Below are 23,128 nucleotides of genomic sequence, written 5' to 3' on the forward strand. Positions count from 1 at the left end.
GCCGAAGTGTCCGCGCCAGGTGTCCACGCCGGGCCGGTCCTACTGGGCGCGTTCCCCCGCGCTGCGCTCCACGCAGAACTCGTTGCCCTCCGGGTCGGCCAGGAGCGCCCAGCCCGTGCCGTCCGGCCTGCGGTGGTCGGCGACCAGCGTGGCGCCGAGGGCGAGCAGCCGCTCGACCTCCTCGTCACGGGTGCGGTCCTGCGGCTGGAGGTCCAGGTGGACGCGGTTCTTGACGGTCTTGGCCTCCGGCACGGTGACGAAGAGCAGGCCCGCGCCCTCGATCAGCGCCTCCGGGTCGCCCGGGTGGTCGTCCTCGTGCAGGGGCAGGTCCAGCACCTGGGACCAGAAGGCCGCGACGGCGTAGGCGTCGGCGCAGTCGACCGTGATGTGACGGATCTTGGAAGTCATGGGTGTGATTCTTGTGGACGTCCGAGAAAAGTGTGACGGAATTTCGGCAACCTTCCCGGGTCCGGCGGCGACCTGGGGGCATGACATCCGCACGACGCACGACACGTCACCGCCGGGTCCGCGCGGCCCGCAAGCCCGCGATCGGCATACTGGCGGCGGCCGGGCTGCTCGCCGGGGCGTGGTACGCGACCGCCGGGGCGGCGACGACCGCCCTCACCGTCACCAGCACGAAGGTCAGCCTGCCGGCCAAGTACCCCTACCTGTCGGCGGGTTACAACGACACCCGGGAATGGAACCGTACCGCCACCGCGGTCGCGCCCGACGGCACCCTGCGCGTGGCCTGGCCCGCCTCGGACGGCATCCACGTCACCCCGCTGACCTCGGCCGGGGCGCGCTCGGGTGCGGACACGGTCGTCAAGGGTGCCAAGGAGGTCGGCGGACTGGTCGCGCACAACGACGGCTTCGCGCTGCTCACCCGTGTCGCCGACACCAACAAGTGGCACGACACGGCCGCGGCGATCGTCCGCTACAAGGGCGGCGCGAAGATCTGGTCGAGGAAGCTCACCGGTACCGCCTCCCACGACACCGCCCCGTTGCTGGACGGCCAGCTGACCTGGAACGGCACCAAGTACGGTGCCTACTTCGTGGTGCACGGGGCCGGGGGCTTCGCCGACGGGCACTACGGCGACAAGCTGTCGTACGTCAGTGCCAAGGGCGCCAAGCTGAGCGGCGGCTGGAGCTGGGGGTGCAGCCACAACGAGGGCATCGCGCTGCACGCGGAGTCCTCCGGCGCCTTCACCTCCCTCTGCTTCGACGACTGGCGTTCGGGCCTGTTCGTCTCCACCGGGATAGGCGCCCCGGACGTGGCGCCGGTGGTGCAGCGCGAGCAGTGCTGGGCGGGGTACTGCGGTGGTACCTTCCCCGGCCGTACCGGCGATCTGGTGAAGTCCTCGACCGGACGCTACGCCACCGCCTTCGCCTCCCGGGGTGCCGCCTCGGCGAAGAAGAACCCGGACGACTCCAGCGGACGCGGCTGGACGGTCACGCCGAAGACGTCCACCCACCAGGTGGCGATCGCCTTCCTCAAGAACCGCGACTCCGGCCCCGGCAAGGCGCTCTACCTGACGGACACCAAGGGCACCGAGCACGTGAACGTGCACCTCGCCCCGTACGGCAAGGACAAGCTGCTGCTGTCCTGGGAGTCGCTGAAGAACGCCAAGTGCGCCGCCGGCACCTGCACCGGCACGTTCACCGGCACGCATCTGCGTCTCGTCGACTGGAACGGTAAGTTCGTGTCCGCGGACAAGGTGGTGAGCGCCCGGATCACCGGGGACGTCGCGGTCCTCAAGGACGGGACGCTCACCTGGGCCTACGCGCCCGTCACCCCGTCCTACAGCACCAGGCTCACCGGGGCGTCACCGACCACGACGAGCCTGCGGATCGCCCGTCTGACGCCGTGAACCGGAAGACCCTCGACGGGCCCGCCGCCCAGTGGACCACCAGCTCATGACTCCCCCGCGCCTCCACGGTGACCAGTCCCGTGAGGTGCGGGGGTTCCAGCTCGGCACTGAGGCGGGCCAGGGCGACGAAGAGGGTCGCCTCCTCGCCCGTCACGCCCTCGAGGTCCTCCGACAGCCCTACGGAGGCGGTGAGTTCGACCCGTACACCCTCCGGTGCCGCCCAGCCCGTCACCCGCACCGGCGTGCCGGGGGCCGCGCCCGCCACCAGGTGCGCCCGCACCTCGGCGGCTCCCTCGGCCACCACCAGGCTGGTCACCGTGACCCCGTCGCGGACGGTGTGCCGGGAGGCGGCCCAGCCGTCCCCGACGCCCAGCGGCACGATGTCCGTACGGCTCGCGTCGCCGCCGACGATCACGCTGTTGTCCGGGAAGTCGCTGTCGGAGCCGGCGGGCGCCGTCACGGTGGAGTAGGCGAGCCGTGTGTAGTACGGGTCGTAGCGGACGTCCTCGCTGCCGTGGTTGTGCAGGCGGACCAGGCCGTCCGAACGCGTGGACTGGAGCAGCCAGTTGGGGGCGGCGACCGGGGTGACCGCGTCCGCGCGCTCCGCCGGGCCCGGCTCCTCGGCCGCCGTCCACACCTCGTGGTCCGGGGGCAGCAGCAGGCCGAGGAAGCCCTTGCTCGCCCAGTACGGCGACGCGGGTCCCGAATAGCCCTGGAGGACCGCCTCGTCGGGGCCGTGCCAGCCGAGGCTCAGCAGATCCCGGTCGTCGGCCGCTCCCCGGTCCAGGAAGTACTTCAGCGCTCCCGACGCCAGCCGCCGTGTCTCCCCCGGCGCCAGCGGGGTACGGCCCGTGAGCGCGCCCAGCCACAGCGGGGCCGTCGTCGCGAAGCGGTAGGTGAGGGAGCGGCCCTGGTGCATCGGGGCACCGTCGGCGCCGAACAGGCGGGCGTAGTCGGCGAGATGGGTTTCGAGGCGGCCGCCGTAGAGGTCGAGCAGGCCGGGGTCGTCGGCGAGCCAGGCGTGCAGCACCGGGTAGAGGTGCATGGCCCAGCCGTTGTAGTAGTCGAACTTGCGGCCGTCGCCGTCGGTGTACCAGCCGTCCCCGACGTACCACTGCTCGATGCGCTCCAGACCGTGGTCGACGGCCTTGCGGGCGGCGTCGGGCTCGTGACCGATCTCCGCGAGGAAGCCGCCCACGGTGACGGGGAACAACTCCCAGTTGCACGGCCAGGGTTCGGCGGTGAGCGCGCCGGCGAGCCAGTCCGCGGCCCGCTGCCGTACGGCGTCGTCCAGGCGGTCCCACAGCAGCGGGCGGGTCAGGCGCAGCGCGAGCGCGATCGAGGCGGCCTCGACCAGGGGCTGGCCGCGGTCCTCGATGCGGGGCCAGACGCCCGCGGTGCCCGCGGCGAGGCCCTCGGCGTAGCGGCCGAGCGCGGTCTCGTCACGGCGGAAGGCGGCCAGCAGGAGGGTGCGGGCGTACCCCTCCAGGCCGTCGGAGAGACGGCCCGACCAGCTCTGGCGCTCGCCGGGCAGGTGGTACAGCGCGCGGTCGGGGGTGGCGTACGGCTCCACGGCGGCGAGCAGGGCGTCGGCGGCGGCCTCCCAGTGCGCACGGGTGTAACCGGTGCGGGGGCTGAGGGCGCGGTCGTCGGCGGGCAGGTGCATCAGGTTCCTTCCAGGGCCCGGGGAGGGGGCCTGGGACGCCCCGGTTCCGGTCGGGGCGCCCCAGGGTCACTGTCCCACCCGCACCTTGCCCTTGGGGACCAGGTGCTGGGCGAGGAGTTCGTCGCGGACCAGGCCGGCGTAGACCGTGGCACCGTGCGCGGAGGTGTGCGTGTTGTCCTTCTTCTCGTTGTACAGGTACAGCGCCTTGGAGCCCTCCACGCCCAGCGACTCCACCAGCGCCTTGGTCTTCGCGGTGAGGTCGATCAGCGGGACGTCCTCGGCGGCGGCGACCTGGCGGATCACCTCCGGGTGGTTGACGCCGAGCCCGTTGACCAGGAGGGCCGTGTCGTTGTTCAGGGTGCCGTCGGCGTTGAACCAGCGGCGCACGATCGGGGTGACGAGGACCGGTTCACCGCCCTTCTCGCGCACACCCGCCACCAGTGTCTCCAGGTTCCCCCGGTACGTCGTCTCATCCGTCGTCTTGTCGTTGTGGGCCAACTGGATCAGCACCAGGTCGCCGGGGCGGATCAACGGCTGGACCGTGCCCCACAGTTGGGGGTTCTGCAGGTACGTGACGGTACTTTCGCCGGAGTCCGCGTAGTTGGCGACGGACAGGCCCTTGCCGAGGTACTGCGGGAGCTGCTGGCCCCAGCCGGAGTACGGGTCGGCGGGCTGGTCGCAGACCGTGGAGTCGCCGACGAGGAGGATCTGGCGGATGTGCCGGGCGGGGGTGACCCTGATGCCGGCCAGGGCGGGTGCCGAGCCGCCGAGTGCCAGGTCCAGCCCGGGGGTTCCGTCGGCGCCGGTCGGCTCGCCCTCGGGGGTGCGGACGTTCACGGTGAACCTGCGGGTGACGTGCTTGCCGGCGGCGACGGCGGTCTCGGGGAGCAGGGAGCGCCGGGTCTCGCCGGTGACGGCGGTGCTGGACGCCGTGTCGCCGCCGAGGACCACCCGCACGTCGTAGGTGCCGGGCGGGACGTCGAAGTGGCAGGCGGTGGCGGTGCAGTGGTCGAGGCCGAGGGGTGGCCGCCGGTCGTGGGCGTGGGCGGGCGCGGCCGACAGGACGGCCGTCAGCGTCATCGCCGCCAGCGCGGCCGTACGCACACCGGTGAAACGTCTCACTCCTGGCTCCTCCGTCACGGCGACATACCTGGCGGCTGGACCGTACCGCGCTCCACAAGCGCTTTCTAGTCCCTGGGGGCTTTTCACATGACTGCCAAGCGCCTATCGGTGAAAGCCCTTTCGCGAAATCGATTCAACTGTCACCCTGCCTGACACCCGCACCCCCACATCTCCGAAGGAGGCACCCCCATGCCCGAGTCCGTGAACAGCCCGGTCGGACGCCGTACCTTCGTCCTCGGCGCGGCCGCGGCCGCCGGTTCGGCCGCCCTCGCCGGACCGCTCGCGGCCTCCGCGTCCGCGGCGGGCTTCGGCTACAGCGACGACGGCTCGAACTACGTCGTCGACACCGGCGCCAACCTGGTCTTCAAGGTCAGCAAGACCAATGGCGACCTGACCTCGCTGGTCTACCGAGGCACGGAGTACCAGGGCTACGGCGGCAAGAACTCACACGTGGAATCCGGCCTCGGCACGTCCACGGTGACCATCAAGCAGTCGGGGACGACGATCCTGGTCTCCGTCGCCTACGGCACGCTGAAGCACTACTACGCGGCCCGCAGCGGCGAGAACAACATCTACCTGTGGACCAACAAGGCGGACTCCTCGGTCAGCGCCACCCGGTACATCGTGCGCGTCAAGGCGGGCCTCTTCCTCAACGACGAGCCCGACTCCTACACCTACACCACCAGCACCGTCGAGGCCTCGGACGTGTTCGCCAAGTCCGACGGGCAGACGCGGTCCAAGCACTACTCGAAGCAGCGGGTGATGGACTACGACTACGTCGGCTGGAGCGCCGGCGGCGTCGGCCTCTGGATCGTCCGCAGCAACCACGAGAAGGCCTCCGGCGGCCCGTTCTACCGCTCGCTGCTGCGCCACCAGAGCGCGGACGGCGGCGGCCTGTACGAGATCCTGTACTACGGCGAGAACCAGACGGAGGCCGAGCGCTACGGCCTCCAGGGCCCGTACGTCATCGCCTTCACGGACGGCGGGGCGCCCTCCTCGTCACTGTTCCCGGGCACCCTCACCACCTCGTGGGCGGACTCGCTGGGCATCTCCGGATACGTCCCGGCGAGCGGCCGGGGCCGGGTGGCGGGCGTCGGCATCTCGGGCCGGAACACGGCGTACCCGTACACGGTGGGGCTCGCGAACCCGTCGGCGCAGTACTGGGGTTCGGCGCGGGCGTCGGACGGCTACTTCTCGGTCGGCGGCATACTGCCGGGTGCGTACACACTGACTGTCTACAAAGGCGAGCTGGCTGTGTACAGCACATCGGTGACGGTGTCCGCCGGCGCGACGACGACCCTGAACACCATCGCGGTCCCGTCCTCCAACGACCCGGGCAACGCCACCGCCATCTGGCGGATCGGCGACTGGAACGGCACCCCGGGCGGCTTCAAGAACGCGGACCTGATGACGTACGCGCATCCGTCCGACGTCCGTGCCGCCTCCTGGACCGGCAACGTCGTCATCGGCAGCGGCACGGAGACCTCGGCGTTCCCCTGCTACCTCTGGAAGGACGTCAACAGCGGCATCATCGTCTACTTCAAGCTGACGGCCGCCCAGGCCGCCGCCGCGCACACCCTGCGCATCGGCGTCACGACGGCGTATGCCAACGGCCGCCCCCAGGTCGTCGTCAACGACGCCTGGACCTCCGCCATCCCCTCCCCGCCCAGCCAGCCGAGTACCCGGTCGCTGACCGTGGGTTCGTACCGCGGCAACAATTACACCTTCAGCTACAGCGTCCCGGCGTCCGCCTGGAAGACGGACACCAGCGCCTACAACACCCTGAAGATCTACGTGGTGAGCGGTTCGGGGACGACGTCCTATCTCAGCGCGGGCACGTCGGTCGACGCCGTCGATCTGCTGGCGTGACCAGCCGGCGGCTCGTCATGTTCCGCGCGTCCACTGCTGGTTGGTCGCTCCGTTGCAGGTGTACGTGATGATCGCGGCGGAGTTGGCGGTGGACGCGCCGGACACGTCCAGGCACTCCCCGGTGGTGCGGGCCTTGACGGTGACGTAGGAGCCGGAGGCGGTCAGCGACCACTGCTGGCCGGTGGCCGAGTCGCTGCAGTTCTCCTGGGTGACGGTGGACGCGTTCTCCTGCACGCACAGGGAGCTGTTCCTGACCACCAGCTGGTAGTAGCCGCTGCCGACGGACTTGAACCAGTACTTCTGGTTGTTGCCGCCGTTGCAGTCGTACTGCTTGATCTGGGCGCCCTGCCACAGCGACTGACTGGTGACGTCGGCGCACCTGCCGCTGTGCCGGGCGACCAGCGTGTTGTACGTGGCGGCGGTCCCGGTGACCGTCCCGGCGGCCGTGTCGACGGTGACCTCCGGGTACCAGGACATGGACATCGTGGTGGAGGTCGGGAAGGTCAGCGGCAGCCACACGTAGCGGGAGTCTCCGACGGTGCCGCCGAAGGAGTTGCCCCAGCGGTCGCCCATGTAGAGGTACGACGTGCCGGTTGTCCCTTGTATGGGAAGAACGTATGCGGTCTGCGATCCGTAGGCGGTCGAGTCGCCGACGTTCGCCATCGACGTCCACGGGCCGGCGGGGGAGGTCGCGGTGGCGTACTGCTGCTGGTTGGGGTTCCAGCCGGTCGCGCCCGAGGTCAGCATGAAGTAGACGCCGCCGCGCTTGAACAGCGCCGGGGCCTCGCGGTGGCCGCCCGGCCAGGGGTTGGCGACCAGGCTCGCGATGCCGGTGTAGTCGGCGGTGAGCTTGTAGATGTGCAGGTCGTAGTTCTCGTTGGCGGCGGAGACCATGTAGGCCGTGCCGTCCGTGTCGACGTAGGTGGTGATGTCCCGGGACATGTACTGGCCCAGCGGGCGGAAGCTTCCCTGGTAGGTGTAGGCCCCGTCGACCGTGCCGGAGACGGCGACGGCGGCGCGGGCCTCGCTGTAGTCGGTGCCGTTCTCCTTGTGCATCCACATGACGAACTTGCCGGTGGCGGCGTTGTAGATGACCTTGGGCCGCTCGATGTAGGCGGTGGCCAGCTCCGAGGCGCTGGACTGGCTCAGGACGTGGCCCCGGAACTCCCAGCTCTTGAGGTCGGTGGACCGGTAGGCGTCCACGTACCGGAAGGTGTTGTCGGAGTTGCGGTCCTCGCCGAACCAGTAGTAGTAGGACCCGACCTTGATGACACCGCCGCCGTGGGCGTGCAGGACGGCACCCGAAGCGTCCGTGAAGCCGGTGCCGTTGGGCACGGTCCTGGCCGCGGCCTGGGCGGGTCCGGCGGTCGCCAGGGCCGCGGCGAGGGCGCAGCACAGGGCCAGGAGGATCGCGTACACTCGTCTCATCTCAGGCACTCTCCTTCACCGTGTCGGCGACGGGGACGCCGAAGTCCGGGGTGCCGTCCGGGTTCCAGCCGAGCTTCTGGATCCGGGTGTGGCGGTTGGGGTCGCCCAGCGGGTCGCCGGTGATCTCCTTGTACTGGCGGGCGTGGTAGACGAGGACGTCGGTGCGGCCGTCCTCGGCGACCGTGAAGCAGTTGTGGCCGGGGCCGTACTGCTTGGTGGTGTCGTTGCTGGTGAAGACCGGGGTCGGCGACTTGGACCAGGTGGCCGGGTCCATGAGGTCGCCGCGGGCGTCGGCGGTGAGCAGGCCGACGCAGTAGTGGTAGTCGGTGGCGCTGGCCGAGTAGGTCAGGAAGACGCGTCCGTTGCGCTGCAGGACGTACGGGCCTTCGTTGACCTTGTAGCCGACGCACTCCCAGTCGTACTCGGGTGTGGAGAGCCGGATCTGAGGTCCCGTCAGGGTCCAGGGGTCGGCCATCTCCGACAGCCACAGCGCGGTGTTGTTGTCCATGCCGGGTTCGTGCTGGGCCCAGGCGAGGTAGCGGGTGCCGCGGTGGGTGAAGGTGGTGGCGTCCAGGGAGAAGGTCTCCCAGGCCGTCTTGATCTGGCCCTTTTCGGTCCAGGTGCCCTTGAGGGGGTCGGGGTGGGCGTTCTCCAGGACCCAGATGCGGATCGCCCATACGTCCTCGGCGGGCGCGGAGGCGAAGTAGATGTACCACTTGCCGTCGATGCGGTGCAGTTCCGGCGCCCAGATGTGCGCGCCCATCGGGCCGGTGGTGTGTGCCCGCCAGATCACCGATTCGGTGGCGGTGGCAAGGCCGTTCAGGGTGCGGGAGCGGCGCAGGACGATGCGGTCGTACTCGGGGACGGTGGCGGTGAAGTAGTAGTGGCCGTCGGTGTGGCGGGTGATGTGGGGGTCGGCTCGCTGGGGGACGAGGGGGTTCACGTACGGGGCTGCCTTCCGGGGCGCGGACGCGGCGTACGCCGGGGACACCGTGGTGGCGCCGGACACGGCGGTCAGGGCGACACCGGCCGCGGCGCCTTTCAGCACCACTCTCCGGCTGGGGAACCGGGGCAGGTCGTGATCGCGGCTCATGCGGACTGCCTCTCAGTGGGGGAGACATGGGGGCGTTCGAGATCACGGACGTGATCTGTGATTACGAACGCCGAAAAGGTAAGGGTGAGTCACGGCGGGGTCAACGGGTCTGACGGGACAAGGGGGTAAGCGATTTCTGGAAGCGGGGCGGATTTCTGTTATCGAACGGCTCCCCGTCCGTCTCCCAGTACGTGCGCAGCCATACCCACAGGACAGCAGCGACCGTCGGCGCCCTCGCGACGGTCGCCCTCATGACCGGCGCTCCCCCGGCCGCGGCCGGCACCCGTGACGTCACCGCCGACGTACGCGCGGGCCGGGACGTCACGCTCAGCGGCGACACCGTGGTGACCGTGCCCGCCGGGACCACGACGTACGACGGCGTCTTCCACGGCGAGGGCGCCCTCACCGTGCGCGGCCGCGGAACGCTGATCCTCACCAGGGACAGCGACTTCACCCTGCCGAAGTCCCGGCAGCGGCAAGCGGTGCGGACGGAGGGCGGCAACCACCCGTACGTCACCGTCACCCACCCGGACCCGCCGGCGATCACGGTCGAGCGCGGGGCGACCCTCCAGTACGGGAACGGCGGCACGACCGGGCTGATCGGCCACTTCCCCTACAACACCCCGGCGTTCCGCCTCAACCAGGACAACATCCGGGTCGACGGCCGCCTGCGGCTGTCCCTCAAGAGCGCCTACAACCTGGGCACCATCAGCGGCTCCGGTCTGATCACCCAGCCGAGGTCCCTCTGGGGGACCTGGGACCTCTCCGGCACCCATCCCTTCTCCGGAGTGATCGACAACGGCACCGGACTCAACGCCGGACGACCGGAGTACACGACCTCGCTGCCGAACGTGCGCAAGGTCCTCAACCAGGGCACCTGGACGGTCGACACCCCGCTGGGCCGGACCGTCACCATGGGGATGGACTTCTACCAGCGCGAGTACGGCAGCGACATCAACGTGCAGTCCCGGCCGGGCGGCAAGGTCGTCCTCACCGGCCAGTACAGCTGGTCGAACCGGGGCGGCGACACCGACCCCTCGCTCAGTGACCCCGCTCTGAACTGGACGCCCGCGCGGAAGAACGTCAACAAGCGCGGCACCAACATCAAGGGCGCGAACGTCCAGTGGGGCGACGGCACCACGAACAAGATCTTCATGCCGGGCACCGCCGAGACCGTCTACATCAATCTGCTGGCCGCCCGGTCCCGTTCACTGCTCACCTTCGACTACAACGGGCCCGTGACGCTGGGCGCCCCCATCGGAGGCGGCAAGTACCACGACACGCTGGCCGCGCCCGGCGCCGGTGACGTCGTCGTCAAGGGCACGAAGGGCAACGACGTCACCTTCGCGGCCAACCAGTACTACAACGGCTCGACGACCGTCGAGAAGAACGCCGTGCTGCGGCTGGGCAGCGGCAGGTACGGCGGCGACGGCGGACTGTATACAAAAGGCGAGCTCTGCAGGATCGTGGACAACGGCTCGCTCGTACTGAACAACAAGTACACGGGCCTGACCCTGTCCCGGATCAGCGGCAGCGGCTCCCTCACCCAGTCGGGCGCCGCGCCTCTCACGCTCACCGGCAGCGCGGTGACGTACACCGGCACGACCACCGTCACCAGCGGCATCCTGGCCCTCGACGCGGGGGCCACCCTCACCCACAGCAGGGCGATCCGGCTCACGTCGGCCGACGCACGGCTGGACACGGGCCCCTCGGCACTGCGCGTGGCCACCGCGCTCACCGGCAGGGGCACGGTGCGGGGTTCGGTGACGAACGACGGTGTGGTCGCCGGGGGCCTGACCGTGACGGGCGACTACACCCAGCACGAGAAGGGCGAACTGGTGCTGCATGGCGGGCCGTTGAAGGTGGCGGGCGGGCTTCGGCTGGCCGGGTCCTTCGACATGTCCGCGGCCGGTGGCGATCCGGCGCCCGAGATCACCGTCGTCGACCACCAGGGGCCGTCCCGGACCGTCGGCGCCTTCGACGGCCTGGGCGAGGGTGCCGAGGTGAAGCTGGCGGACACCGTCTACCGGATCACCTACCGGGGCGGCGACGGCAACGACGTCGTCCTCACCGCCGCCGAGGACAGCCCGGCGGCGAGCGCCCGCGCCGAGGCCACGACCGGCCCGAAGGCGTTCGACACCCGGAGCACGAGCAGTGCGGCCGAGGGTTTCGGCTGGTGGCCGTACGTCCTCGCGGTCGGCCTGCTGGGCGGGCTGATGCTCCCCGCGAGCGCGCGCGGGCGGGGCAGGGCGCGCCGCCGGGGCGGACGGCACACGGCGGGCTGAGCCTCGGCTCCCGCCGGGCGCGCTAGGCGGGTTCCTCCTCCTCCGGACCGCGCCGGCCGCGTAGCCACACGTACACCGGGATGCCCGCGAAGAGGAACAGCACGCCCTGGTAGACGGCGGCGTAGCCGGCGCCCGCGATCAGCCAGAAGGAGAAGGCGAAGGAGAGTGCGGCGACGATCAGGTCGCGGGTGAGGCCGGCGGGGCGGACGCGGTCGCGGCTGCCGCGGGCCAGCCAGTACAGCTGGGCCGCCGCCGAGAGCAGGTACGGGACGCAGCCGGTGAAGGTGGTGATGAGGACGAGGACGCGGAAGGTGGTGTCCGGGCCCGCCGTGTAGTTGAGGGCGATCAGGACCGTGCCGAGGACCACGCAGGCCCACACCCCGAACGCGGGCACCCCGCCCTTGCCGGCCTTGGCGAAGGGCGCGGGGAAGAGTCCGTCGCGGGCGGCGGCGTACGGCATCTGCGCGGCCATCAGGATCCAGCCGTTGAGGCAGCCGGTGATGGAGGCGACGGCGACCAGGGCGATCGCGGTGCCGCCCCAGTGGCCGCCGGTGATCGCGTTCACCGCGTCGGCGAAGGGGGCGCCGGAGTTCACGAGCCTGTCGTGCGGGACCAGACCGAAGACGGCGACCGTGCCGAGGAGGTAGACGAGGGCGGAACCGAGGGTGCCGAGGACGCTCGCGCGGCCGACCGTGCGCTCGGGGTCGTCGACCTCGCCCGCGCTGACCGCGGCCGACTCCACGCCGAGGAAGCTGTACAGGAGCAGTGCGGCGGAGGCGGCGACGGCGCCGGGGACGCTGCCGCCGGAGGCGTTGAAGGGGCCGAAGTTGTCGGTGTCGACGAAGAACAGGCCGACGGTGGCGACAAGCAGCAGGGGTACGAACTTCAGGATGGTGGACACGATCTGCACCGCGCCGACCCAGCGGGTCCCCGCGAAGTTCGCGGCGGCGGGCAGCCACAGCGCGGCGAGGGCGACGAGGCCTTCCGCGAGGTGGTTGCCGTGCAGGGGTACGAGGACGTCGACGTAGCCGACGACGGCGACCGCGAGGGCGGCGATGCTGACCCAGCACATCGTCCAGTACGACCAGGCCGACAGGAAGCCCGCGAACGGGCCGAAGGCGTCGCGCGGGTAGACGTACAGCCCGCCGGTGACCGGGCTGCGCCGGGCCAGCCTGCCGAAGAGCAGCGCGAGCAGCACGGCGGCGACGGACAGGACGAGGAAGGCGAGCAGGCTGACCGTGCCGTACGGGGCGACGGTCGCGGGCAGCGCGAAGATGCCGCCGCCGATGATGTTGCCCATGACGAGGGCGGTGGCGGCGGTCAGGCCGAAGGCGCGGCGGCGCGGAGCCGGGGAGAGCTCCGACGGGGTGGTCTCGGTGGGGCTGGGGGAGGTCATGGCGGTTCCGGTGTGAACAGGGGCGGGGAGGGCGTGATCGTAACCCGCCATCCCACATGGTGGGCGATCTGTTCATGTACTGGACATACTCGGCTGTCCGCACCCGCTTGGACTAGCGTCGGGGCATGAGCAGCGACACCCCTCCCCCGCCCACCGAAACCCTCGCCGAAGCCCTCGCCGCCGGCACCGTCGTGCTCGACGGCGGCATGTCCAACCAGCTCGAGTCCGCCGGGCACGACCTGAGCGACGAACTGTGGTCCGCGCGGCTGCTCGCCGAGCGGCCTCAGGCGCTCACACAGGCGCACCTCGCCTACTTCGAGGCGGGCGCGAACGTGGCGATCACCGCCAGCTACCAGGCCACCTTCGAGGGCTTCGCGAAACGCGGGATCGGCCGGGAGGAGGCGGCCCGGCTGCTCACGCTGAGCGTGGAGCTGGCCCGGGAGGCGGCGCGGCGGGCCCACGCCGAGGGGGTGGCGCGCCCGCTGTGGGTGGCGGCGTCCGTCGGGCCGTACGGGGCGATGCTCGCGGACGGCTCCGAGTACCGGGGACGGTACGGGCTGAGCGTGGCCGAGCTGGAGCGCTTCCACCGGCCCCGCCTGGAGGTGCTGGCGGCGGCCGGGCCCGATGTGCTGGCGCTGGAGACGGTCCCGGACGCGGACGAGGCGGCGGCGCTGCTGCGGGCGGTGCGTGGATTGGATACACCTGCCTGGCTTTCGTATACCGTCGACGGTGGTCGTACGCGGGCCGGGCAGCCGCTGGAGGACGCGTTCGCCCTGGCCGCCGACGCCGACGAGGTGATCGCGGTGGGCGTCAACTGCTGCGCCCCGGAGGACGTGGAGCACGCGATCGAGACCGCCGTCCGGGTGACCGGCAAGCCGGTGGTGGTCTACCCCAACAGCGGCGAGGCCTGGGACGCCGAGGCCCGCGCCTGGAACGGCCGCTCCAGCTTCTCCCCCGAGCAGGTCGAGGCCTGGCGGGAGACGGGTGCCCGGCTGATCGGCGGCTGCTGCCGGGTGGGCCCGGAGGCGATCGCGTCGATCGCACGGACGCTCACCGCCGCCTGAGCGGGGCGGCCGGGAGCAGGTTCCTTCGTCCCGGGCCGGTGCCGCTGCTAGCCTCCGGCTGGGGGAACCGGTTGCCTCATGTTGCCGTCGTTCCCGGACGCGGGGAGGGCCGAGGCGGATGACCAGGAAAAGCGGGGACGCGACACGGAGCACGATCCGGGACGTGGCGGCGCGGGCGGGCGTGTCCGCTTCGACGGTGTCCCGGGTGCTGGGCGGGGACTACCCGGTGAGCACGGCGACGCGCACCCGTGTGCTGCGGGCGGTGCGCGAGATGGACTACGTCGCCGACGCCCGCGCCAAGGCCGTCGCCGGGGCCGGCACGCCCACGCTGGCCTTCGTCCTCGAGGACATCACGGGGCCGTCGTTCGCGCACATGGCGCACGGCGTGGAGCGCGAGGCGACCCGGCTCGGGCATCTGTGCCTGGTGTGCAGCACGGACGGGGACGTCCGGCACGAGCTGGAGTTCGTCGAGATGATGCGCGCCCAGCGGGCCGCCGCCGTGATCCTGGTCGGCGGGGCGGCGGACACCCCCGAGTACCGTGAGCGCACCCGCCGGATCGCCGACTCGCTGGCGTCGGCGGGTTCCCGGCTGGTGCTGTGCGGCCGCCCGCCGCTGGACCCGGGCGCGCCGGTGACCGTCATCGAGTACGACAACGAGGGCGGCGCCTACGCCCTGGTCGCGCACGTCCTCGCCCAGGGCCATCGGCGGGTGCTGTTCCTGGGCGGCAAGCCGGACCACACCACGGCGCAGGGCCGTGAGCGCGGCTACCTGGCCGCCCACCGGGCCCGCGGCGTGGAGACCGACCCCGGGCTGCTGCTGCACGGCGACTTCACTCGCGACTCGGGTCACCGCCTGATGCGGGAGGCTCTGCGGCGGGGACTGGAGTTCACGGCGGTGGTGGCCGCCACGGACATGGTGGCGGCGGGCGCGCTGACGGCCCTGCACGAGGCGGGCCTCGACGTGCCGGGTGACGTGTCGCTGGCCGGGTACGACGACATTCCGTTCGCCCGGGACCTGTATCCCGCCCTGACCACGGTTCACGTCCCGTACGAGGAGCTGGGCCGTCTCGCCGTGCGGACCGCGCTCGGCCACACCGCCGACTCGGCCGACGAGCATCTGCTGCTGGGCACGCATGTGGTGGTGCGGGACTCGGTGGCGCGGCCGGCCGGCTCGGCGCACACGGCCGACTCGGCGGACCGCTGACGGCCGGCCGCGGCGGACCGAGGCCGGCTGCTCGGGTTCTCAGTGCAGGCGGGCGCCGACCGAGCGGCGCAGTCTGCGTACCGTCGCCGCGAGTTCCGCGCTGCGGGCGGCGTGTGTGCCGTCGATCGCATCCGGTGTTCCGGATGTTGGGGATGGCTCGGCTGTTCCGGATGTCTCGGCTGTTCCGGCGGCGGCCGGCCACAGTTCGACCTCGGGATCACGTGGCCCGTATGCGATATACGGTTCACCGTCGCCGAGGATCCGCACGGGGTGGGCGGTGTCCCACGGCTCCCATCCCGGATCCCCTTCGGTCACGAACCGCACCCATGCCGAGTGCATCGTGTCGGCCAGCTCCTGCGGCGCCCCCTCGCCGGCCAGCCGGGCGGATTCCGGGACGTCCCCGGTGTCGAAGACGAAGCCGAGTTCCAGGGCGTGGCAGGCGCCCAGCCGGGGGAGGTTGGAGGGCCAGGCGAACTCGTAGACGTACGACGATCCGGGCCGGGCGTCGGCCAGGCGGTGCATGGGGATCCGCAGCAGATGGTCGGTGACCAGCTGGCCGACGAGTTCGGCGGGTGAGGCGTCCGGGTGCAGGGTGCGGTAGCCGCGCGGCACCTCGTGCCCGCAGTGGCAGCGGGCCATGGCGCCGGCCAGGGCCACCGAGCCGAGCCGGTCGACGCGCTCGACCAGTCCGCCCGGCACCAGCCACAGCCGGTACTCGTCCCGGGTCCAGCCCATGAGCAGGTCGACGCCGGGTGCGGCCTCGCCGTCGATCAGGGCCTGGAGCGGGTCACGCGGGACGAGGTCGCCGTCGACGACGATGCCGAAGGACGGGCCGCCCAGCACGGGGCTGCTGAGCCGGCCGGCCTCGGCCTGGGTGTGCAGCAGCAGGTCCCGGTCGACGGCGGCGAAGGCCTCGGCGGTGGCGGGGATCCTCAGCCGGTTCGCCATGCGGCGCACCATCCGCCGCACCTTGTCGCGCTCCGCGGCCTCCGGGGCCCCGCTCTGCAGCACGGCGCGCCGGACGAGGCCCTGTGCCTGGGGTGCGGCGAGCAGGGCGCCGGCGCTGATGGCGCCGGCGGACTGCCCGGCCAGGGTCACCCGTCCGGGGTCGCCGCCGAAGGCCTCGATGGAGGTGTGCACCCAGCGCAGGGCGGCCAGCTGGTCGCGCAGACCGGGGTTGGCGGGCACGTCCGGGAACAGTCCGTAGCCCTCCGTTCCCAGCCGGTAGTTGACCGAGACGAAGACGACGCCGTCGCGGGCGAAGGGGCGCCCGTCGTACACGGGCACGGCGGACGAGCCCCTGGTCAGGGCGCCGCCGTGCAGCCATACGAGGACGGGGAGCCGGGCGGCGGGGCCCGGCTCGGGCGTCCATACGTTGAGGTTCAGGCAGTCGTCGCCTGGCACCACCGGGTCGGACAGGTACTGCGCGAACGCCTCCGAGTACGGCGGTTTCGGCGCCGTGGGCCCGAAGGCGCCCGCGTCGCGCACCCCGTCCCAGGGTTCGGGCGGCTCGGGCGGGCGGAACCGGAGCGGTCCGAAGGGCGGGGCGGCGTACGGGATGCCGCGGAAGACGGCGGTCCCGTGCTCGTACCTGCCGCGCACCGCCCCGTACGGCGTTCTGACGACGGGGTCCGTCCGGTCTGCCGTCATGTGACCACCAGCCCTTCGCGGTACTCGTGCACCGGGTAACACCACAGCACCACATCACTGCCGGGTATTCCGCCGCTCGAACGCGGGGTGAGGGCTATTTGGCGTACATGAGGGTGCCGAAGCCCAGCTGGTCGTAGCCCCCGCTGGTGGAGCCGTAGTCGCCGCCGCCGCCCTCGGGCGCCACGGAGGCGGCCATCTTGGCGATGTACTTGTCGTCGAGGCTGAGGCGCCGGTTGTAGTGGTAGTGGAGCATCGCCCACACCGGCCGGGCCTGGCCCCGGGACGTCGAGGAGATCGCCGTCTGGGACTGCTGGGCGCAGTTCTGGCCGGTGCCCCAGGTGTAGGTGGTGTACGGGACGTCCTGGCCGAGGTTGTACTTGGCGACGTACTGGGCGGCTTTCATGAACCGGCGGCCGTCGTACGAGTACAGGTCGTCGCCCTGGTTCCAGGCCATCTCGCAGAGGGCGCCCAGCTGTCCCATGCCCATGACCGTGTGGCCCTGGTCGCGGCCGGACTCCTGCCACTGCCCGAGGGCGTAGCCGTCGCCGTCGGTGTACAGGTAGGGGACCGCGTGGGCGAGGGAGCCGTTGCCCGCGCCGGACTTGAAGTAGGTGACGGCCTGGTCGTACTTGGCGGCGTCGTCGGTGAGGATGCCGATGGCCATGACGGAGGCCATGTTGCACAGGTCCCAGTTCGCCCAGTAGTTGGTGATGCATGCGTCGTTGTGGCCGGTGAGGAACTGGTTGTTGAGCGGGTAGAAGACGTCGGCCATCATGTTCTGGAAGGCGGCGAGGTCGAACCCGCTGTGGCCGCGCATGAGTTCGGCGGCGTTGGCGAGCTGCCAGCCGTAGATGCCGGCGGCGAGGAAGCGGTCGGCGTTGCCGGTGACGGTGGTGAGCTCGGCCGCCCAGGCGTTGAGGATGCGCGCGGCGCAGTCGCCGTGGGCGGCGGTGCCGGCGATGTTCCAGCGCAGGGCGTTCTGGTAGGCGGCGGCGATGTCGTTGTAGAGGATGCCGTAGTTCTCGCCGGTGCCGCCGCGGATGACGGTGGCCTGGGGGTTGGGTGTCCAGGTGGACTGGGCGTGGGAGTTGGCGGACAGTCTGGTCCAGCCGGACAGCCAGGGGTCGTCGCCCGCGGCGACGCGGACCTTGGCGCGGTTGATGTCTCCCCAGTTGTGCAGCATGCCGGGGTGGGTGAAGGTCGCCGGGGCGGCGTCCGCCGTGGTGGCGGTGGACGCGGTGCCGAGGGCGAGGGCGGCGGTGAGACCGCCGGCGGTCTTCAGCAGACCGCGGCGGTTCAACTCGCGTGCGTGGAGGAGCGGGTGGGGGGACGTGCGGCTCATGGCGGTGCTTCTCCAATCCGTGGGGGGGATCAGTCGGGGTTGATGCTCACCTCGTCGAACTCGGTGGTGGCGAGGGCCAGGGGGTTGCGGGAGCAGACCACCAGGCCCACGTGATAGGGGGCGTCCCCGAACCCGGGGATCCGGCTGGAGGCCAGAGGGGTCCAGGTGGCGCCGTCATCGGTGGAGACGGCTGCGGTGAAGGCGGTCCCGGTGCGCTTCAGCCGCAGGAGGAGGGGCAGTTGGACGGTGGTGGTGCCGGTGAACGCGGAGGCGCCTGCGACGGTGGGGCGCAGCATCAGCTGGGCGGTGGTCCCGCCGGTGACGATGACCCCGGCCGCCTGGTCGAACGGTGACGGGGACTTGGCCATGAGCAGGCCGACCCGGTCGGCGGTGGCCCCGGTGCGGGAGACGAGGCGGGCGGTGAACTCGCAGTCACCGGTGACGGGTTGCCGAACGAACTGGCCGGTCATTCCCTGGTTGTTGACGGTGAGGTCGGTCCCGGCGCCCCGTACGACGAAGGTCCCGTCCTCGTGGGCGGTGCTGCCGGGGGTGCGGACGGCGACGACGCCGAGGGTGCCGTAGGCGCGGTCGTCGAGGACGACGTCACCCAGGTCGCCGTATGTCCAGGGGGTGGGCGGGGGTGTGCCGACGGTGAGGGTGAGGGTGCCCGTGCCCTCGCCGGCCGCGTTGCCCGCGGTGGTGGTGACGGTGAACTCGCCGGTCCGTGTGGGGGTTCCGGAGACGAGGCCGGTGCGCTTGTCGACGCGCAGGCCGTCGGGCAGTCCGTGGGCGGTGAACCGGACGGGCTCGTGCGAGGCCCGTATCAGGTGCCGGAAGGTGTCTCCCTTGTTCGCGAACGCGGTGGTGGCTGAGGTGAGTTGGGGTGTGGACGGGGTCGGCATCGTGGCGGAGGCGGGCTTCGAGAGCGGGCCGCGTCCGGCGGTGTTGGTCTTCGCCACGGCGTAGTGGTAGGTCGTGCCGGGTGTGCCGGTGGCGTCCGTGTACCGGATGCGGGCGCCGGTGCCGACCGGGCCGATGCCGGTGGCGAGGGTGAGGTAGGGGCCGTCGGCGTCGGTGGCACGGAGCACCTTGTAGCGGGCGGAGGGGTCCGGGTCGGTCCAGGCCAGTTCGACGGCGTCGGCTGCGGTGGCCACCCGCAGGCCGGCGGCGGCGCGGTCGGGGCGCGGCACGGACCAGACCTCGCCGGACGCGGCGACCACGCTGACGTTGTCGAAGGCACCGGTGCCGGTCTCCGCGTAGTCCTCGTCGACGCCGAGGCAGGAGGTGAGGACGAGACCGGCGTATGCGATCTGCGACAGATCGCATACCGTCGACCCCACCTCGGTCCACCGGATCCCGTCCGGTGAGATCGCTCCGGTGCAGCGGCGTCCCCTGCGGGTCACCCGCGCCCAGTACGGCGCGCGCAGCCGGTAGCCGTCGCCCGCGCCCTCGACGTACGGGGCCTGGAGGGGGGTCGCCGACTCGGGCAGTTCGCCGAGGTTCGAGATCGGGAAGGAGGCGGCGGCCGTGATGGCCGTCTGCTGGGAGGGCGGTACGGGGGTGCTGCCGGTGGCGGAGATGCCGGCGCCGGTGGTGGGCCGTACGGTCCACACGCCGCTGAAGGTGTGCAGCGGCAGTCCCTGGATGAGCATGGCGGCATGGGCGGCGTCCGGGTCGAGGGAGTCGCGGAGGGTGACGCCGATCTTGGAGTACTGCGAGCTGAGCGGCCAGACGATCCGCGCGGTGACCGTGCCGTCGCCGCGCAGCGGCAGATGGACGAAACGGTAGGTGTCGGCGGTGCCGGACGCCTCCAGCACGAACCGTTCGCCGTCGAAGGCGGCGGAGCCGGGGATCCGCACGGCTGAGAGGTCCTGGGTCGACCAGGGTTCCGGGAGGCCCGCGGTGGCTGCGACGGGCACTGAAGGGCCGCTGCTGCCTTGGGAGTTGGTGGCGGTGACCGTGTAGTGGTACGTCCGGCCCGGGTGCGCGTCGGCGTCGGTGTACGCCGGTTCGCCGATGCCGGTGGCGATGTCCTCGTAGGGCCCCTCGGGGCGGGTGGCCCGCCGGACGGTGTAGGTGCTCGCCCAGGCCGACGGCAGCCAGGTCACGGTGACGGCCTTGCCGTCGTCGGCCGCCGTGACGCCCGCCGGGGCGGTGGGCACGGTCGGGTCGGGCGCCTGGGTGCCGGCGTAGGCGAAGGTGCCCCAGCTGGGCAGGTCGTCGTTGCTGCCCTCGACGACGCGGGCGCCGCCGGTGCCGCGGAACACGGCGGCCTCGGTGTAGGGGGTGTCGAGGCCGAGGACGCCGGCGTAGTGGGCGTAGGCCATCTCGTAGATCGGTGGCATGGTGCCGCGGCCGGTGGCGGAGACGGCCGTCTTGATGTACTTGCCGGTGCGGTCGAGGTCCGGGGTGAACAGGACGTCGCCGCCGAGGTTGTAGCGGGCGGCGTACTCGAAGTTCGCGAGGATGCGGTGGTCGTCGTGAGCCCACAGATCGACGCCCTGGTTCCAGGCGACCTGGGCGATGTCGCCGGTCAGGCCGACGGCGAGTTGTTCGTGGCCCTGGTCGCGGCCGGACTCCTGGCCCTGGCCGGCGTCGGTGACGATGCGGTGCGGGATGCTGCCGTTGCCCGCGCCGGCGGCGGCGAAGCGCAGGGCGTCCTCGAAGAGGGTGCGCTCCTGGCAGAACACGCCGATGGCCAGGATGGACTGGACGGCCGTCAGGTCCCAGTTGCCGTTCGCATACAGCATGTAGCCGGACACGGCTGGATACCAGACGTCGAGGAAGGACCGCTCGCAGCGGGCGATGTCCGCCTCCGTCCAGCCGTCGTAGCCGGTGTGCCGCAGCAGTTCGGCGGCGTTGGCGAACTTGAAGGCCTGAAGGCCGGCACCGAGCGGCCCGTCCGCTCCGGTGATCGCCGTCAGCGAGGCCGACCAGGCGTCGAGGATGTCGCGGGCCTTGTCGGCGTGCGCGCGGTCGCCGGTGACGGCCCACATGAGGGCGTTCTGGTAGGCGGCCGCCGAGTCCGCGACGGCCTGGTTCTGGAAGTTGGCGGGGCCGCGGCCCCAGGAGGTGATCTGGCCGGTGTTCTGAACGGTGTACGCGGACTGCGAGCGGGCGTGGGCGGCGAGCGTGAGGTAGCCGTCGTACATCGGCGACTGTCTGCCGGCGACCGCCGATCGCATACGGGCGAGGTCCGCGGCGCTGTGCAGCAGTCCGGGGTGCGTGAAGGCCGTGGCCCCCGAGGCGTTCTCGGCGGCCCGCGCCGGGCCGGGTACGAGCAGTCCGCTCGCGCCCGACGCCAGCAGCAGGGCGGCCGTCCCGCCGAGGAAGCCCCGGCGGCTGGGTGCGGGGTTCGTCATGATGTGCCGGCCGCCTCGGCCTCGGCGGTGGTGAGGAACTTCAGGTTGATCACGTGCTCGTTGTAGAACCACTGGATGGCGTCGGTCGTGTAGTACCAGCTCGGCTTCTTCATCGAGTCGGCGATGACGACGCCGTTGATCACCAGGTTCTCGAAGGTGACGTTCTTGACGGCGTGGTCGGCGTCGTAGCCCAGGAACAGCGACGGGTCGGCGTGCGTGCCCGTGTAGCTGAGGTTCTTCACGTACACGTCCTCGATGCCACGGCCGACCGAGGTGTTGTACTTCGGGTTGTACATCACCTTCATGAAGATGACCTGGCCCCAGCGGAAGTCCTCGATGCGGACGTCCTCGATGCGCACGTTGCGGATCAGGTTGGAGTCGCCGGGGTTGAGGGCGATGCAGCCCTGGTAGTTCATCTGCGGTTCGCGGTGGTCGAGGATGTCGAGGTTCTTGATGACGAGGTTCTCGATGACCTCGGGGGCGTCGGTGTTGCCGTGCGTGCCGACGTTGATGGGGTGCGCGACGTCGGCCCACAGGGTGCAGTTCTGGACGGTGATGTCGCGGGTGTCGCCGTAGTAGTCCCAGCGGTGACAGTAGATCGCGACGCAGTCGTCGGAGTTGCGCAGGAAGCAGCCGTCGAGGACGACGCCGCTGGAGGAGAAGATGTCGATGCCGTCGCCATTGCCCTTGGAGCTGAAGCCGCGGACCTTCTTCATGTGGACGTTCTCCGCCTCGCCCAGGGTGGTGATGTAGCCACCCGGGTTCATGATGATGACGTCCTCGACCCGGATGTTCTTGCTGCCCTCGCACAGCACTCCCCCGCCCGGGCTCGCCCAGATCACGCCGTGCCCGGCGAGGGCGGCCTCCTCCACGTCCTTGAAGTAGACGGTCGCCTTCAGGACGGCACCGCCCGCCAGGTACACGGTCTTGCCGCTGGGGACGGTGAGGGTGCCGCCGGCGACGGTCTGCACGCCGGGGCCGAAGTAGATGACGTCCGGGTCGTCGGCGGCGGGCGGGTGGTGGTCGATGTGGTTGGTGATGACGTGCAGGCAGTCGAAGATCTCGTCGTTGATCTGGACGACGACGTCACGCGGTTCGTCGAGAGTGAAGCGCAGGGTGTCGCCGAGGAGTTCGGGCTTGATGCCCAGCGCGTCCGGTCTCACCCGCGCCTTGGTGGTGCCGCCCTTGAGGTAGGTCACCTCGATCTCGGCGCAGCCCTGGAAGTCGAAGTACACCAGCGACGAGTTGTAGACCTTGCCCGAGCCGGTGGCGGGGTTGATCTCCTCGAACTGCGGCCGGTAGATGTCCAGCGTCTGCCAGTCGCCGTCGGGGGCGGTGCGCACCCGCACCTTGAAGCTGGTGTTGGTGGGCACGGCGGACGGGCGCGGGTAGGTGACGAGTTTCGGCGCGGGTTCGCCGTCGTCCGCGTGGGCCGTCGTCGCGGTGAGGCCACCGGACAGACCGGCCGCGAACACGGTGGCGCCCGCCGCCTGAAGGGCGGTACGGCGGGACAGGGGGCTGTTCATACGCATCTCCTAGCCAAGGATGTCGGCACAGCAACCGGTTGCCACGACAGGTGAGGGGAGCTTCTTGCAGTAGGCGGGGCTCGTCAAGGGGAGTGGTGGACTTTCGAGAACGAAAAGTGGAGCAACCGGTTGCTTCGGCGCACCGGTTGCCATGAATGCCCCGTTCGACGCACCGCACGTCGCAAGATTTCGGTTCAGACCCCTTGCTAGGCCCCGTGCAGCCGCCTTACTGTCCCACGGAAACCGGTTTCTA

At 71.2% G+C, this 23,128-nt stretch carries 15 protein-coding genes; 5 read left to right on the plus strand and 10 right to left on the minus strand.

Annotation, left to right across the window (positions count from 1 at the left end; genetic code table 11):
- Window positions 1-39: 39 nt before the first annotated feature.
- Entirely contained in the window at window positions 40-408 is a 369-nt protein-coding gene (locus tag ACH45E_RS24290) for a VOC family protein (RefSeq protein WP_361451764.1), read from the minus strand.
- Between the two features lie 80 nt (window positions 409-488).
- Here ACH45E_RS24290 and ACH45E_RS24295 point away from each other — a divergent pair, with 80 nt between their 5' ends.
- The gene (locus ACH45E_RS24295; RefSeq protein ID WP_361451761.1) at window positions 489-1,868 is read left to right on the plus strand and encodes a hypothetical protein; all 1,380 of its coding nucleotides are present in this window, start codon (window positions 489-491) and stop codon (window positions 1,866-1,868) included.
- Here ACH45E_RS24295 and ACH45E_RS24300 read toward each other — a convergent pair.
- Window positions 1,813-3,534 carry a DUF2264 domain-containing protein gene (locus ACH45E_RS24300; protein WP_361451758.1) on the minus strand — a complete coding sequence of 574 codons (1,722 nt, stop codon included), beginning with the start codon at window positions 3,532-3,534 and terminating at the stop codon, window positions 1,813-1,815. The genes ACH45E_RS24295 and ACH45E_RS24300 overlap by 56 nt on opposite strands.
- Before the next feature lie 66 nt (window positions 3,535-3,600).
- Entirely contained in the window at window positions 3,601-4,614 is a 1,014-nt protein-coding gene (locus ACH45E_RS24305) for a rhamnogalacturonan acetylesterase (RefSeq protein ID WP_361451900.1), read from the minus strand.
- 231 nt (window positions 4,615-4,845) lie between these two features.
- On the opposite strand from ACH45E_RS24305, the gene ACH45E_RS24310 reads away from it, so the two are divergent.
- A complete protein-coding gene (locus tag ACH45E_RS24310; protein WP_361451755.1) occupies window positions 4,846-6,525 on the plus strand; it encodes a rhamnogalacturonan lyase B N-terminal domain-containing protein in 1,680 nt (559 codons plus the stop codon).
- Window positions 6,526-6,540: 15 nt separating this feature from the next.
- Here ACH45E_RS24310 and ACH45E_RS24315 read toward each other — a convergent pair whose 3' ends face one another.
- On the minus strand, window positions 6,541-7,953 hold the full coding sequence (locus ACH45E_RS24315) for an RICIN domain-containing protein (protein ID WP_361451752.1): 1,413 nt from the start codon (window positions 7,951-7,953) through the stop codon (window positions 6,541-6,543).
- Between the two features lies 1 nt (window position 7,954).
- Window positions 7,955-9,046 (minus strand): glycoside hydrolase family 43 protein, encoded by a 1,092-nt coding sequence (locus ACH45E_RS24320; protein ID WP_361451749.1) that lies wholly within the window; start codon window positions 9,044-9,046, stop codon window positions 7,955-7,957.
- 251 nt (window positions 9,047-9,297) lie between these two features.
- Between ACH45E_RS24320 and ACH45E_RS24325 the strand changes: the two genes are divergently transcribed.
- Window positions 9,298-11,331, plus strand: a complete 2,034-nt coding sequence (locus ACH45E_RS24325) for an autotransporter (protein WP_361451746.1) — start codon at window positions 9,298-9,300, stop codon at window positions 11,329-11,331.
- Between the two features lie 22 nt (window positions 11,332-11,353).
- Here the strand turns inward: ACH45E_RS24325 and ACH45E_RS24330 are convergent, their stop codons facing one another.
- On the minus strand, window positions 11,354-12,727 hold the full coding sequence (locus tag ACH45E_RS24330) for an amino acid permease (RefSeq protein ID WP_361451743.1): 1,374 nt from the start codon (window positions 12,725-12,727) through the stop codon (window positions 11,354-11,356).
- A 125-nt stretch (window positions 12,728-12,852) separates the two neighbouring features.
- Between ACH45E_RS24330 and mmuM the strand changes: the two genes are divergently transcribed.
- Complete coding sequence (mmuM, locus tag ACH45E_RS24335; protein WP_361451740.1) at window positions 12,853-13,791, plus strand: homocysteine S-methyltransferase; 939 nt, start codon at window positions 12,853-12,855, stop codon at window positions 13,789-13,791.
- Window positions 13,792-13,909: 118 nt separating this feature from the next.
- Window positions 13,910-14,995 (plus strand): LacI family DNA-binding transcriptional regulator, encoded by a 1,086-nt coding sequence (locus tag ACH45E_RS24340; protein WP_361451737.1) that lies wholly within the window; start codon window positions 13,910-13,912, stop codon window positions 14,993-14,995.
- Window positions 14,996-15,034: 39 nt separating this feature from the next.
- On the opposite strand, the gene ACH45E_RS24345 is transcribed toward ACH45E_RS24340, so the two are convergent.
- The 4 genes from ACH45E_RS24345 to ACH45E_RS24360 form a co-directional block, all read right to left on the minus strand.
- The gene (locus tag ACH45E_RS24345; protein ID WP_361451734.1) at window positions 15,035-16,645 is read right to left on the minus strand and encodes a carboxylesterase family protein; all 1,611 of its coding nucleotides are present in this window, start codon (window positions 16,643-16,645) and stop codon (window positions 15,035-15,037) included.
- Window positions 16,646-16,739: 94 nt separating this feature from the next.
- Window positions 16,740-17,987, minus strand: a complete 1,248-nt coding sequence (locus ACH45E_RS24350; protein ID WP_361451731.1) for an alginate lyase family protein — start codon at window positions 17,985-17,987, stop codon at window positions 16,740-16,742.
- A 29-nt stretch (window positions 17,988-18,016) separates the two neighbouring features.
- On the minus strand, window positions 18,017-21,349 hold the full coding sequence (locus ACH45E_RS24355; RefSeq protein ID WP_361451728.1) for an alginate lyase family protein: 3,333 nt from the start codon (window positions 21,347-21,349) through the stop codon (window positions 18,017-18,019).
- Window positions 21,346-22,875 carry a glycosyl hydrolase family 28 protein gene (locus tag ACH45E_RS24360; protein WP_361451725.1) on the minus strand — a complete coding sequence of 510 codons (1,530 nt, stop codon included), beginning with the start codon at window positions 22,873-22,875 and terminating at the stop codon, window positions 21,346-21,348. Before ACH45E_RS24360 ends, ACH45E_RS24355 begins: the two co-directional genes overlap by 4 nt.
- Window positions 22,876-23,128 lie beyond the last annotated feature (253 nt).

The organism is Streptomyces sp. NPDC020299 (assembly GCF_044387825.1).
GTDB lineage: Bacteria > Actinomycetota > Actinomycetes > Streptomycetales > Streptomycetaceae > Streptomyces.

Coding starts and splice junctions, on each gene's coding strand:
- ACH45E_RS24350 (WP_361451731.1), bottom strand. CDS start 17,987: ATGAGCCGCACGTCCCCCCACCCGCTCCTCCACGCACGCGAGTTGAAC.
- ACH45E_RS24320 (WP_361451749.1), bottom strand. CDS start 9,046: ATGAGCCGCGATCACGACCTGCCCCGGTTCCCCAGCCGGAGAGTGGTG.
- ACH45E_RS24290 (WP_361451764.1), bottom strand. CDS start 408: ATGACTTCCAAGATCCGTCACATCACGGTCGACTGCGCCGACGCCTAC.
- ACH45E_RS24315 (WP_361451752.1), bottom strand. CDS start 7,953: ATGAGACGAGTGTACGCGATCCTCCTGGCCCTGTGCTGCGCCCTCGCC.
- ACH45E_RS24305 (WP_361451900.1), bottom strand. CDS start 4,614: ATGACGCTGACGGCCGTCCTGTCGGCCGCGCCCGCCCACGCCCACGAC.
- ACH45E_RS24340 (WP_361451737.1), top strand. CDS start 13,910: ATGACCAGGAAAAGCGGGGACGCGACACGGAGCACGATCCGGGACGTG.
- ACH45E_RS24310 (WP_361451755.1), top strand. CDS start 4,846: ATGCCCGAGTCCGTGAACAGCCCGGTCGGACGCCGTACCTTCGTCCTC.
- ACH45E_RS24355 (WP_361451728.1), bottom strand. CDS start 21,349: ATGACGAACCCCGCACCCAGCCGCCGGGGCTTCCTCGGCGGGACGGCC.
- ACH45E_RS24330 (WP_361451743.1), bottom strand. CDS start 12,727: ATGACCTCCCCCAGCCCCACCGAGACCACCCCGTCGGAGCTCTCCCCG.
- ACH45E_RS24345 (WP_361451734.1), bottom strand. CDS start 16,645: ATGACGGCAGACCGGACGGACCCCGTCGTCAGAACGCCGTACGGGGCG.
- mmuM (WP_361451740.1), top strand. CDS start 12,853: ATGAGCAGCGACACCCCTCCCCCGCCCACCGAAACCCTCGCCGAAGCC.
- ACH45E_RS24360 (WP_361451725.1), bottom strand. CDS start 22,875: ATGAACAGCCCCCTGTCCCGCCGTACCGCCCTTCAGGCGGCGGGCGCC.
- ACH45E_RS24325 (WP_361451746.1), top strand. CDS start 9,298: ATGACCGGCGCTCCCCCGGCCGCGGCCGGCACCCGTGACGTCACCGCC.
- ACH45E_RS24300 (WP_361451758.1), bottom strand. CDS start 3,534: ATGCACCTGCCCGCCGACGACCGCGCCCTCAGCCCCCGCACCGGTTAC.
- ACH45E_RS24295 (WP_361451761.1), top strand. CDS start 489: ATGACATCCGCACGACGCACGACACGTCACCGCCGGGTCCGCGCGGCC.